The organism is Pseudarcicella hirudinis, from assembly GCF_900115665.1.
In the GTDB taxonomy this organism is placed as follows: Bacteria; Bacteroidota; Bacteroidia; order Cytophagales; family Spirosomataceae; genus Pseudarcicella; species Pseudarcicella hirudinis.
In genome coordinates, this window is sequence record NZ_FOXH01000002.1 from 393,666 (window position 1) to 407,173 (window position 13,508).

The following is a 13,508-nucleotide window of genomic DNA, read 5'->3' on the forward strand; positions in this document are numbered from 1 at the left end:
CTGAAAGATTACTGAATTGTTGATGATTTTTTTCAGGATTGCAATTTTTTGCTAATTTTTTTAAAATCTGTCCCCCTTTGTGAGACAAATCGTACTTATCTGATTACCAGTTTTGATTTAATAATTATTTCCTGGCGGATATAATCAGCAGGATGCTCAATGGCTTTTATCAGAATTTTTGCGGCTTTTTCGCCCATTTCATAAGGAAACTGTTCTACTGAAGCAATAGGAGGCTGCTCGAGATAGGAGCAGAATGAAAGATTTGAAAAACTCACAAAGAATATATCCTTGTTAATGGCAAACCCCCTTTCTCTGCAGATCTGCATAGAATCCAGTGCTACGTAATCATGAAATGCCAGCACTGCCTGCGGAGGTTCCTCCAGATTCAGTAATTCATGTGTTTTTCTGATAGTATCCTCTTTCGAAAGGTCAACACTTTTGATGTAATTGATATTGATCTGGGCATCATGCTTTTTAAGCGCTTTGATGTATCCGGTAAGTCTTTCATCTGAGGCAATAAGTGTACTCGGCCCGTTGAGTAATGCAATTTTGGTCATTCCCTGAGAAATCAGGTACTCCACCGCTTCAAAAGCCCCGATAGCAATATCTCCGTAAACACAGCTGTTCGGCAGGATTTTCACAACCCTGTCGAAAAATACAATAGGAATACCATGACTGTTAAGCTCATTGAAATGGCTGTAATTATAGGTTTCAGAGGCTACTGAAACGATAATGCCGTCAACGCCATGCTGAATAAGAGAAGTGATAGATTGTTTTTCACGTTCGTAATCATTTCTTGATTGTACAACCAAAGCCCGATAGCCTTTTTCAAATAAAATATCCTCAATTCCTGTAATTGCCAGAGAGAAGAATTGTTCGGTAAGATAGGGTAATACAATGCCGATGTTATAATTTCTTTTCTTCTTCAGGTGAATGGCTGTTGAATTAGGGACATAATTTAACTTTAATGCCAGTTCTTTTACCCGCTCCTTCATTCTTAATCCAATGCGAGGGTGGTTTTGCAAAGCGCGGGAGACTGTAGAGACAGAAGTACCCAGCTCTTTGGCTATTTCTTTCATCGTTGGATTTGTGCTCATAATAGTATTGTTAATTTGTCCAATGCCTCATAAAGTTAACAGAATTAAATTTTCTTTATCATGTGCAAAATTATATACAAAGAATATAAAATTTGCGCAACCGTTTGTGTTGGCTGTGCAAACGGTTGCGCAAATTCATTCATAAGCTTCTGATTACTTTCAGGTTAGTTCTTGAAAAAAACTCTCTTACATTTGAAAAGATTTTCACCTGTAACTATGAAAAACCGGATAAGGATGTTTTGAAGGAACTATCCTTCAGGATTCTGCCCGGGTTTGAAGTACACATAAGTTCCATTAAACGATAGGTGTTTTAAGCTGAACCGCTTAGGCATAACCTGATTAAAATATCAAATGAAAAATAAATTAATAACGATTTCGACCCCGGGTCGGATCTGCCTTTTCGGAGAACACCAGGATTATCTGGGTTTACCGGTGATTGCGGCTGCAATTTCAAGGAGGATCTGTATCAGCGGACAAACACGACCAGATAATAAGATCATTATTCATTTACCGGATGTGGGAGGGAGAGAAGAGTTTGAGTTGAATGGAAAATTAGCGTATGATAAAGGACGGGACTATTTTAAAAGTGTATTAAACCTTTTAAAGCGAAAAGATAACCTGAGTTTTGAAAATGGTTTTGAAATTACAGTAACCGGAAATATTCCTATAAATTCCGGAACATCCAGCTCCTCTGCACTTGTTGTTTCCTGGACTAAATTTTTGCTGGAAATGTCGGGTTTTCAGCATGAAAACATCAATAAGTATGTAGGAGAACTGGCTTATCTTGCTGAAGTGGAAGAGTTCGGAGAACCCGGAGGAAGAATGGATCAGTATGCCACCGCTATTGGCAATATTATGTATCTTGAATCTTATCCGAAAATTCATATCGGGAAATACAAGCCTACTTTGGGTACTTTCGTATTGGGAGATTCTTTACAGGCCAAAGATACTTTAGGAATCCTGAAGCATGTGAAATACGGCATGCTGGAAGCCATGCGTAAAATCAAAGAATTTGATAACTCTTTTGATTTACACACTTTCCCGCAGGAAAAAGCTGATACTTACCGCAATCTTCTGACAGAAGATGAATTCATTCTTTTCAAAAGTAATTTGTCGGACAGAGATATTTTGCAGGAAGCTAAGAAAATGTTTGAGATGAACAATATCAATGATATTCGTTTAGGACAGCTTTTGAATCAGCATCAGGATAATCTTCGTGACGCCAAGCGTATTTCTACTGAAAAAATAGACAGAATGATTGACGCTTCTCTGAAAGCCGGAGCATTGGGTGCAAAAATCAATGGATCGGGCGGGGGAGGCTGTATGTTTGCCTATGCGCCTGAAAATGCTGAAGCTGTTGTTGAAGCAATTGAGAAAGAGGGTGGAAAAGCACACATTATTGTGGTGGATGAAGGTACTCAGGTGGTTTAAACCCGTACCTGAAAACCATTATAAAGCTGATTAAAACATAAAAATATAATGAAAAAGAGAATCCTGATTTTAGCCGGAGGGGTGGCTTCAAGAATGAAAAAAGCTGCTGAAAATTTGCAGAATATCGACAGCAAATTGATTGAGCAGGCTGATACACTTACTAAAGGTATGATTTCTGTAGGAAAAGCCGGAAAGTCATTGATCGACTATGAACTTTACAATGCTCATCTGGCTTCTTTCGAAGAAATTTTGCTGTTGCTTCACCCTGAAGATAATTTTACGCAGCCCTATTATGAAAAACTAATGGAGGAGGATAAAACCTGGAATATCAAAATTCTTTTTGCCAGACAAACTATTGCGGCTGACAGGGTAAAGCCGGCCGGAACGGCTGATGCAGTTTTACAAGCACTTCAGCAGCATAAGGAATGGCAAAAGGGCCGTTTTATTATTCTGAACAGTGATAATCTTTATTCTGTAAATGCCTTGAATCTGCTTTGGGAATGTAAATATGATAATGCCCTGATTAGCTATGATCAGTCAGCCCTTGAGTTTCCTGAAGAAAGAATTAAAGCTTTTGCCATTATTAAGACGAATGAAAACGGCTTTCTCGAAAACATTATTGAAAAACCGGATGAGGAACAAACCAGCGCTTTGAAACTAAGGGATGGAAGAATTGGCGTGAGTATGAATGCTTTTGTCATGGAAGCCTCAGATTTGATTCCATGTTTGGAAAAGACACCTTTTCACCCGATACGTAATGAAAAAGAATTGCCTTATTCTGTGAGCTTACTGGTAGAAAATGACAAAAATGCCGTATATGTGATACCGTTGTCGGAAAACGTTCCTGATCTTACGAGTAAATATGATATCAGTGTGGTACAGGAATACCTGGCAAAAACGTATCAGGACCTGGTTTAAAGTTTAGAGATATTCAGGAGTAGTTTTTCTGATACGGTTAGACCAAAAGATTTACACAATCAATAAATATAAATTATGGAAAACACATTGCATAGAAGAAACTTTATTAAAAACGGTGCGATTGCACTGGCTTCAACTGCTGTCATGCCAAATGTGATATTTGGCAGACAACCTGATGAAAAAAAGGTACGCATTGCCTTTATTGGTGTTGGTTTAAGAGGAAGAAACCATGTTCAGAATACACTAAACTTTCCTGAAGTTGAAATTACGGCTATTTGTGATGTAGATCCTAATGCGATCGCCATTACACAGAAGATGATCCAGAAAGCGGGAAGAAAAGAACCGGCTGTATATGGCAAAAATGACCATGATTTTGAAAATATGGTCAAAAGAGATGATATCGACGGTGTGGTAATTGCAACGCCATGGGAATGGCACGTTCCGATGGCTATTGCTGCGATGAAAGCCGGAAAATATGCTGGTGTAGAAGTTTCTGCAACGGTAACACTTCAGGAATCCTGGGATCTGGTAAATACATTTGAGAAAACAGGTTCTCATTGCATGATTCTTGAAAACGTATGCTATCGCCGTGATGTAATGGCTGTTCTCAACATGGTTCGTCAGAATCTTTTCGGAGAAATTACCCATTTGCAATGTGGTTATCAGCATGACCTTCGTTTTGTGAAATTCAACGACGGAAAGCAGGCTTACGGAGGAGGAGTTGAATTTGGAGCGAAAGGTTTCAGCGAAGCAAAATGGCGTACACAGCACTCAGTTGACCGCAACGGAGATTTATACCCTACTCATGGTCTTGGTCCGGTTGCTGAAATGATTAATATTAACCGTGGGAATCAGTTTCTTTATCTGACTTCAATGGCTACAAAAGGATTGGGTCTGCACAAATACATTGTGGATAATGGCGGAGAAAATCATCCTAATGCTAAAGTAAAGTTCAAATTAGGGGATATTGTACAGACTATGATCAAATGTGCAAATGGTGAGACGATTCTTATTACCCATGATACCAACTCTCCGAGACCTTATTCCTTAGGCTTCAGAGTGCAGGGAGATAACGGTATCTGGATGGATGATGGTAATCAGATTTATATCGATAAAGTTACTAAAACACATGATCAGTGGGAGCCGGATACAGAGTATATGAAAAAGTATGACCACAAGTTCTGGCAGGAATCCGGCAAAGCAGCGGAAGGTGCAGGACATGGCGGAATGGACTATTTCGTAATCCGGGATTTCATTAATTCAGTTAAAAATAAAACAACACCTCCGATTGACGTGTATGATGCCGCAGCATGGTCGGCAATCAGCCCTCTTTCGGAACAATCTATTGCTAAAGGTTCTATGCCTGTTCAGATTCCGGATTTCACCCGTGGAAAATGGAAGACAAATAAGCCAATATTTGCACTATAGAAAATTAATAAGTTTTGGGATAAATGTTAGGTGGATAGAACAACCAATTACCCCGTCAGTTGAGTCAAATCTCTGGCGGGTGTTAATTTTTTAAGACCTTTTTTGTTTTCAGTAATTTATTGCTGAATCTAATGTAAATGCTTCTCTTATTCTCAGTGCTTCGTTCGATTTATTTTAATAATCGGCATTTTATTGCCTATTAAATTATTTTTAATTTATTAATCAATAATAATTAAAATAATTTGGTTCTATAATTCCATCTTTTGTATGTTTGAATGTTGAAATCATATATTTTTGTTTAAAAATTGAACAATTCATGCCGTTTATGACTGAAAAGTATTAAAAATTACCGTATTTTAAGTTTTTAATCGGCAATATATTTCTTATTTTAATAAAAAATTAATTATTGGGTCAATAAAACGAATATGGTTTTATTTCTTATCCAAACAAAAGATTAACAAATCATGATTGAAATTGCAGAACCAATGGAATTAGAAAAAGAGTCAGTTTCTTTAGAAAGAGTTCCGACCAGTATTTTTAAGGATGCTACAGAAGCTTCCAAAGCTGTAGCCCAGGAAATAGCAGGAATCATTCGTCGTAAAAATGCTGCCGGAAAACCGGCTGTACTTGGACTTGCAACAGGTTCCACTCCGAAAAAGGTATATGCTGAGTTAATCAGAATGTATCAGGAAGGAGATCTTAGTTTTGAAAATGTGATTACTTTTAACCTGGACGAGTATTATCACATCGAACCGGATGCTGTTCAGAGTTATCACCGTTTCATGAAAGAGCAGTTATTCGATCATGTTAATATTTTACCTGAAAACTGCCATATTCCTACCGGAACATTGCCTTTGGAAAAACTTTCAGCTTTTTGCCAGCATTATGAGGCAATGATTGAGGAACTGGGCGGCCTGGATTTTCAGATACTTGGAATAGGTCGTAACGGACACATTGGTTTTAATGAGCCAGGATCACTAATCAATTCCCGTACCAGATTGATGACTTTGGACATTACTACCCGAATAGATGCAAGCGGAGATTTTGGTTCTTTGGCAAAAGTTCCGCGCAGAGCGATAACCATGGGTGTAAAAGCCATTATGGATGCGAAGAGAGTGGTATTGCTGGCTTTTGGAGAACATAAGGCTGAAATTATCAAGAAAGCGATTGAAGGCTCTGTAACAGAAGCTGTTCCGGCTTCATATCTGCAAGGCCATGTCAATGTAAAATTCGTATTGGATGAAGCCAGTGCTGCAGAATTGACTAGCCGCAAAACACCTTGGTTACTGGAAGATGTGGTTTGGGATAAGGTAATGACTAAAAAAGCGGTAACTCATTTGGCTTTGAGTCTGAATAAACCAATTCTGAAACTTACCAATAGAGAATATAATGAAAATGGTCTGAGTGATCTTCTCGCTAATTATGGACAGGCTTACGATATTAATATTCAGGTTTTTCAGGGTTTACAGCATACAATTACAGGCTGGCCAGGTGGAAAATCCTTCGCCAGTGATGTAAACAGACCGGAAAGAGCTGTTCCTGCTCAGAAAAGAGTTTTGATCTTCAGTCCGCATCCGGATGACGATATTATTTCAATGGGTGGAACATTCCAGCGTCTGGTAGATCAGGGACATGAGGTGCATGTTGCTTATCAGACTTCCGGAAACATCGCTGTCGCAGATGATGAGGCCCTTCGGTTTATTGATTTTCTGGTGGATTTCAATGAAAAATTCAACCTTGAGAACGATAAGTACGGAAAGGTTTTTGAAGAGGCAAGAACATTTTTGAAAGATAAAAAGAACAGTGAAATAGATATTCCTTCAGTAAGATATGTGAAAGGCCTGATTCGTCAGGGAGAAGCTAAAGCTACCTGTCGCTTTGTAGGAATTCCTACTGAAAATGCTCACTTTTTGAACATGCCTTTCTATGAAACAGGAGCTGTTCAGAAGAATCCGATCGGTGAAGCAGATGTTCAGATTGTAGCAGATATCATTGCAGAAATCAAACCTCATCAGATTTATGCCGCAGGAGATCTTGCCGATCCGCACGGAACACATAAGGTTTGTCTGGATGCAATATTCGAAGCCTTGGCCAGATTGAAAAAAGAAGAATATATGAATGACTGCTGGGTTTGGTTGTATCGCGGAGCATGGGCAGAATGGAATATTCATGAAATTGAGATGGCAGTTCCGATGAGTCCGACTCAGGTTTTACAAAAACGTTACGGGATATTTAAGCACCAGTCTCAAAAAGACGGAGTGGTATTCCAGGGAAGTGATTCCAGAGAGTTCTGGCAAAGAGCGGAAGACCGTAACCAGGCTACGGCAGAATTATACAACAAATTAGGTCTGGCGGAGTATGCAGCTATAGAGGCCTTTGTAAGATATCATTATTAAAAATGAAGCTTCCGGGTTTTTAGTCTTTGTTAATATCCTGACTGATAACCTGCTTTTATTTCGGAAAATATTCCTTAACCGGAATAAAGACCAATAAAAAGTATATCTTCAATCTTAAGATATCAGGAAAAAGAAGAAAAATCCGGAAGCTGAACTGAAAAACATCACAAGCAAATAGACCACTTAGCAACGAATAACGAAAAAATAACTATGTCAAACACAAAAAATGTCCAGAATTATGGATCAAAACCGTTAGCTATCATTTGTGCCCTGTTTTTTATTTTTGGGTTTGTAACCTGGGCAAATGGTACTTTAATTCCATTCTTTAAACTTTCGTTCGGCCTATCAGATTTACAAGCCTTTTTTGTAACATTTGCTTCGTATATGGCTTATTTCTTTCTGGCCTTACCCTCGTCATGGATATTGAGAAAGGTAGGGTTTAAAAATGGAATAGTTTTAGGTTTGATAGTATTAGGTCTGGGTTCTCTGATTTTTATCCCGGCTGCTCAAACCAGAACATTCGGCTTGTTTTTAACAGGTATTTTTGTTCAGGGATCTGCTTTGGCACTGTTGCAAACGGCCTCGAATCCTTATTTAACCATTATCGGACCCATAGAAAGTGCGGCAAAGCGTATAAGTATGGCGGGTGTCTGCAATAAATTTGCAGGGATGATTGTACCATTAATTATGGGAAGTTTGTTTTTGAAAAATGCTTCTACCGTTGAAAAACAGATTCAGGCTTCTACCGGAGCGGCACATGAACAATTGTTAAATGATGTTTTAGGGCGTGTCAATATGCCTTATATTGTTTTGGCAATCGTTTTCTGTCTTTTTGCTGCGGTTATTAAATTTACAGATTTGCCGGAAGTTGAAGTAGAAGAGGATATTGTTGATGAAACAGAAGGTGTTGTTGTCAGACATCAGAGTATTTTTCAGTTTCCGCATTTGTTTTTAGGGGCGCTTTGCATTTTTGTATATGTAGGAGCTGAAGTAATGGCCGGAGATATTATTGGTGTTTATGCCCGTGAGTTAGGGATTAAACCGGAAATAAGCGGGAAACTGACATCATTGACATTATTCAGTATGCTGATCGGATATGTTTTTGGAATCATTGCTATCCCAAAATACATTTCGCAACAAAAAGCACTCAGAATCTGTGCTGTTTTAGGTATCATTTTTACCATTTTATCTGTTGCCATTTCAAGCTGGTTTGCTGTTATTTTCGTAGCGTTGCTGGGTCTGGCAAATGCACTGATGTGGCCTGCTATTTTTCCATTAGGAATCAGCCATTTAGGTAAGTTTACCAAAATTGGTTCAGCCATCATGATTATGGGTATTGCAGGTGGTGCCTTGATGCCGTTTATATATGCATTTTTGAAAGATACTATTCATTTAAACTTCCAGATTGCATATTTTACAACGGTAATGCCTTGTTATCTATATATTTTATTTTTTGCTATCAAAGGTCATAAAGCCGGATTGCATATCAAATAATTCCTGTAAAAACGGGCTGTTTATCGAAGGCATTAGTTTAAAAGCCGTCAATAAACAGCCCATTTTTGTTGAGAAACTGTTAAAAATCTGAGAAAAATTCCTGAAAGCTATTGTTTGATTAGTATGCTTGCATAACTTTGAGCAGAATTTGTAAAACAACCTTTCTCAAATGACATTCTCAGAACTTACAGACAAAATTACCAATATAGCTTCTCAGAAAGGAGGCTTAGGCTCATCTATCAAATTTGACACAGACGAAGGAAATATTTTTATCTCACAGGATGGTCAGGTTTCAAATACTGATGATACGGCGGATTGCACGATTAAAGTAAGCTTGAAAGACCTTCAGGGCCTTATGACAGGAGATTTAAATCCAATGACTGCCATGATGTTTGGAAAGCTTAAAATCTCAGGCGATATGGGTGTGGCAATGAAATTGCAGTCACTTTTTTAGAAAGAAAACTTCTCCCTGCTTTCAAAAGCAGAAGAAAAATATAATTTGCCGGAATGCAGATCTGAACGATCTGCATTTTTTGTTGGGGAACTGTTTGAACAGCCTTTGCAGTTCTGTTTGCAGTTCGTCCTGTAAGAAAGACGGTTTCTCTCCATGAGGCCTGTTGGAAATATATAAGGCTTTTATCGTATTTTTGCAGAATATTCTGTTTTTCAGAATCATAAGGAGATTAGTTGAATCAGATAAAAACCGGACAGACAAAAATATCATCCTCCGGTAATCAGGAAGCTCATTAATATGAATCAAGATACCATTTGTGCCCTGGCAACCCCTCAGGGCATAGGAGCAATCGCAGTAATCAGAGTATCGGGGCCAGATACTATACAGATCGTCAATAAAATATTCAGGGGGAAAAACCTGGAAAAACAAGCTTCGCATACCATACATTTCGGAACAATCCGGGATAAAATAGGGCAGCCGGATGAAGTTGTGATAGACGAAGTGCTGGTTTCATTATTCAGAGCCCCGACCTCATATACGAAGGAAGATTCGGTAGAAATTTCCTGTCATGCTTCCGACTATATTATCCGGAAAATCATCAAAATACTCCTTCGGGAAGGAGCGAGGCTGGCTCATCCGGGAGAATTTACCCAAAGAGCTTTTTTGAACGGGCAGCTTGATCTTGCTCAGGCAGAAGCGGTTGCAGATTTGATTGCTTCTGATTCTGAGGCTTCGCATCAAACTGCTATCAATCAGGTTCGGGGAGGGTTTTCCAAACAAATAGCTCAATTACGGGAGGCTTTGATTCATTTTGCCTCAATGATTGAGCTGGAACTTGATTTTGGTGAGGAAGATGTGGAGTTTGCTGATCGTGATGATTTACGCCAGCTCATTGATCGCATTCAAAAAGTGCTGGTTCCCTTGATTGAGAGTTTTGAAATGGGAAATGTGATTAAAAACGGTGTACCGACTGTGATTGTCGGGAAACCGAATGCCGGAAAATCAACGTTGCTCAATCGTTTATTGAACGAGGAAAAAGCAATTGTTTCAGACATAGCCGGGACTACCCGTGACGTGATAGAAGATGAGTTGTTTATAGAAGGAATCCGGTTCAGGTTAATTGATACCGCAGGTTTGCGTAAAACTGCTGATACCATTGAAGCGATCGGAGTAGAAAGAACCCTGCAACAGATTGAGAAAGCCAGCATGATCCTTTATCTTTTTGATGCTTCTGAAATAGAAATGAGTCAGATGAAAGAGCAGGAGACAGAATTTATGGCGAGTGGTACGCCTTATTTGCTGATCGGGAATAAACTGGATAAGATTTCGATAGAAAAGAAAGCAGAATTTGAGCAGAATTTTGCCGGAATTTTATGGATTTCAGCGCTTGAAGACCTCAATATTCAGGATTTGAAGGCTGAATTGACCCGTAAGGTAAAAACCAGAGAAGTGAAATCCGGAGATACCGTAGTGACGAATTTAAGACATTATCAGCATCTTTTACAAACGCATGAAGCATTGAATAATGTACTGGAAGGACTGGATCATAGCATTACAGGAGATTTTCTGGCGCAGGATATCAGATTTGCCTTACATCATTTAGGAGAAATCACCGGGCAAATTACCACAGATGATTTACTGGCAAATATCTTTTCGAAGTTTTGTATCGGGAAGTAAGTCACCAAAAATAGTCACAACAAAAGAAAATGAAATTCATTTAAATGGTTTATAATTAATGAAATAGTTTCTTGTTTGGGGGTTATTTGATACTTTTATGTCATAGCTTTTCACACCTCAATTGGCGAAATTATGAGAATACAGATTATTGAGAAGTTGCTAAAAGACAAATAAGAAATATAGCAATTGATGTCCTTTAATTAGTGTATCAGGTATTTTTGTTTAAAAGTTAAAATATTAACAAGTATGGACTTTTCTTTTGAATTAAATTATATTGATAGTTTATCATGTCCAGGTATATTAAAAGCCAGATTAATGAATGAATTAAATGGACAAGATAGTTCTAAATTCGAGTTTTATTTAGAGATATATGTAGCCTCTTTATCTGAAGCTAAAAGTTTATTATCTGAAGCCCAACTACTTTTTAATAATGAATCCTATGAAAGAGCTTATTTCTTAGGAATGGCGGCTCTAGAAGAGATTTCAAAGTCTCAATTAGCTGCGGATACTTTTACCGGATATATAACTGAAAAAGATTTTAAAAGTAGTTACAGAGATCATGAAAAAAAGATTAATCGAGTAAAATGGATACAGCTAGATGGTAATTCAATCCCTGTATATTCCTATCTCATAGATTCAATTGAAATTGAAGATTTTGATTTCAACAAAAAAATGCAGGCTATGTATGTTGATGTAGACTTTCATCTAAAAAAAGTATCCAAGCCAAATGAAAAAATAATTAAAGAGTATGCTCAGTCCATTATAAAAGCTGTTGAAGTTGGACTTCATCGTATACATGAAGTAACGGTACAAGAAGGAGAACAAATAGGGACAAAAGGGTTCATGAAATAATAGTAATAAATAAAATCATTTTAGCTAAAAATGAATCAACGTATAAAAGACTTACAATCTTTCTTCAAGAAAGAATATAATTTAGATTTAAGCGAGCAAGAAGTTTTAAAATTAAAAGATACTATACAAGAAATATTGTCGATAGAGAAATATTATCAGGACGACTTAATTATCCAAAAAGGAGACGAATATTTATGTATAAAAACTTTAAAGATGGCTAATGGTTTAGAATGTTTTATAAAAGGTAAAATTTATATCTCACCGGAAAACGAAAAAATTTTAAACGAAAATGGTGAAGAGCACATTGTCCCAGAAAAATGCATTAAAGAACATTTTCGTAAAACAAAAAATCTTGTTAAGTAAAAGTCTTTTCGTTATCAATTCAAATTTCAAACATAATTTTGTACGTTAAAGTATATAAACAATTGATTTAAAGTGAGTTTGTGTTTTCTGTGTCAGGATGTAGAGATCATCGCACAAAAAACAAAACATTCAGAACCTGAGCCGAATATTTATTTTATTCGGCTCAGGTTTTTGCTATATTTGAGCCAAATATGTAATTTATTCGGCTCATGAGATATAACTGGGAACTAGAGGATTGGCCTGATTTTAATTATTCTTTAAAGAATTTTGAATCATTACTTTATGATTTTTCTCTGGAAACAGGAGAAATTACGGGTATCCTGAAGTCTTTGCCTAAGGATATTCAGGAAGAATCTTTGGTAGAAGTGATGTTGTCTGAAGCCATCAAAACGTCTGAAATAGAAGGAGAGTTTTTAAGCAGAGAAGATGTGATGTCCTCAATCCGAAATAATCTGGGATTAAATGAAATTCTGTTACCCGTTCGGGATCAGAAATCTCTGGGTATCGGACAATTAATGGTTGATGTCAGAAAAACGTATCAGGAGCCACTTACTGTTGAAAAACTGTGGGAGTGGCATAGATTACTTCTGGGTACATCTGTGCGGATCCGGGTTGGACAATGGCGTACAGGAACAGAGCCCATGCAAATTATTTCCGGTAGTATAGGAAAAGAAAAAATACATTTTCAGGCTCCTCCATCTCAGCAGGTTCCGATGGAAATGGAGCGATTTATTAATTGGTTTAATGAAACTGCACCTGATGGAGCGAACCCGATTAATAGTGCTCCGGTCAGGGCGGCTATTGCACATTTATATTTTGAAACGATACATCCTTTTGAAGATGGAAATGGGCGTATTGGTCGGGCAATAGCTGAAAAAACATTGTCTCAGACATTAGAAAGACCTGTTATGATGAGTTTATCCCGAACTGTAGAAGCTGATAGGAAGAAATATTATGCCAAGCTGGAACATGCTCAAAGGAGTAATGAAATTACAGATTGGGTTCAGTATTTTGTTGAAATTGCCTTGAAAGCACAAAAAGAAAGCAGACAGCTGATCGATTTCACCTTACAAAAAACGCATTTTTTTGACCGTCACAAGAATCAATTAAATGATCGCCAGGTAAAAGTCATTCAAAAAATGCTGGAAGCCGGACGCAATGGATTTGAGGGGGGGATGTCTGCCAAAAAATATATGTCAATTGCTAAAACGTCTAAAGCAACTGCAACACGGGATTTACTGACATTAGTAGAAATGGGTGTATTACAACCACATGGAGGAGGAAGAAGTGTTAGGTATGAGTTGTTATTGCTATAATTAATGATAATATTGAATCATTTTGACGAAATTCGGACAAACTTTTATTGCAGACGGAGTGGAGCTTTGCATTATTGTGAAT

The 13,508-nt window shown here is 37.7% G+C and carries 11 protein-coding genes; 10 read left to right on the forward strand and 1 reads right to left on the reverse strand.

What is annotated here, in order from left to right:
* Positions 1-95: 95 nt before the first annotated feature.
* A complete protein-coding gene (locus BM179_RS04725) occupies positions 96-1,097 on the reverse strand; it encodes a LacI family DNA-binding transcriptional regulator (protein ID WP_092012976.1) in 1,002 nt (333 codons plus the stop codon).
* Between the two features lie 351 nt (positions 1,098-1,448).
* On the opposite strand from BM179_RS04725, the gene BM179_RS04730 reads away from it, so the two are divergent.
* From BM179_RS04730 to BM179_RS04775, 10 genes are all read left to right on the forward strand, one after another.
* Positions 1,449-2,528, forward strand: a complete 1,080-nt coding sequence (locus BM179_RS04730) for a GHMP family kinase ATP-binding protein (RefSeq protein WP_092012979.1) — start codon at positions 1,449-1,451, stop codon at positions 2,526-2,528.
* A gap of 48 nt (positions 2,529-2,576) precedes the next feature.
* Positions 2,577-3,446, forward strand: coding sequence for a sugar phosphate nucleotidyltransferase (locus tag BM179_RS04735; protein WP_092012982.1), 870 nt, complete (start codon positions 2,577-2,579; stop codon positions 3,444-3,446).
* 75 nt (positions 3,447-3,521) lie between these two features.
* Entirely contained in the window at positions 3,522-4,874 is a 1,353-nt protein-coding gene (locus BM179_RS04740; RefSeq protein WP_092012986.1) for a Gfo/Idh/MocA family protein, read from the forward strand.
* A 464-nt stretch (positions 4,875-5,338) separates the two neighbouring features.
* The gene (nagB, locus tag BM179_RS04745) at positions 5,339-7,270 is read left to right on the forward strand and encodes a glucosamine-6-phosphate deaminase (RefSeq protein ID WP_229632897.1); all 1,932 of its coding nucleotides are present in this window, start codon (positions 5,339-5,341) and stop codon (positions 7,268-7,270) included.
* A gap of 210 nt (positions 7,271-7,480) precedes the next feature.
* Positions 7,481-8,764, forward strand: coding sequence for a sugar MFS transporter (locus tag BM179_RS04750; RefSeq protein ID WP_092012989.1), 1,284 nt, complete (start codon positions 7,481-7,483; stop codon positions 8,762-8,764).
* 169 nt (positions 8,765-8,933) lie between these two features.
* The gene (locus BM179_RS04755; protein WP_092012991.1) at positions 8,934-9,218 is read left to right on the forward strand and encodes an SCP2 sterol-binding domain-containing protein; all 285 of its coding nucleotides are present in this window, start codon (positions 8,934-8,936) and stop codon (positions 9,216-9,218) included.
* A 297-nt stretch (positions 9,219-9,515) separates the two neighbouring features.
* On the forward strand, positions 9,516-10,895 hold the full coding sequence (gene mnmE, locus BM179_RS04760) for a tRNA uridine-5-carboxymethylaminomethyl(34) synthesis GTPase MnmE (protein ID WP_092012994.1): 1,380 nt from the start codon (positions 9,516-9,518) through the stop codon (positions 10,893-10,895).
* A gap of 246 nt (positions 10,896-11,141) precedes the next feature.
* The gene (locus BM179_RS04765) at positions 11,142-11,747 is read left to right on the forward strand and encodes an AbiV family abortive infection protein (protein ID WP_092012997.1); all 606 of its coding nucleotides are present in this window, start codon (positions 11,142-11,144) and stop codon (positions 11,745-11,747) included.
* A 30-nt stretch (positions 11,748-11,777) separates the two neighbouring features.
* Entirely contained in the window at positions 11,778-12,110 is a 333-nt protein-coding gene (locus BM179_RS04770; RefSeq protein WP_092013000.1) for a hypothetical protein, read from the forward strand.
* A gap of 209 nt (positions 12,111-12,319) precedes the next feature.
* Positions 12,320-13,426 carry a Fic family protein gene (locus BM179_RS04775; RefSeq protein WP_092013003.1) on the forward strand — a complete coding sequence of 369 codons (1,107 nt, stop codon included), beginning with the start codon at positions 12,320-12,322 and terminating at the stop codon, positions 13,424-13,426.
* Positions 13,427-13,508: the final 82 nt, after the last annotated feature.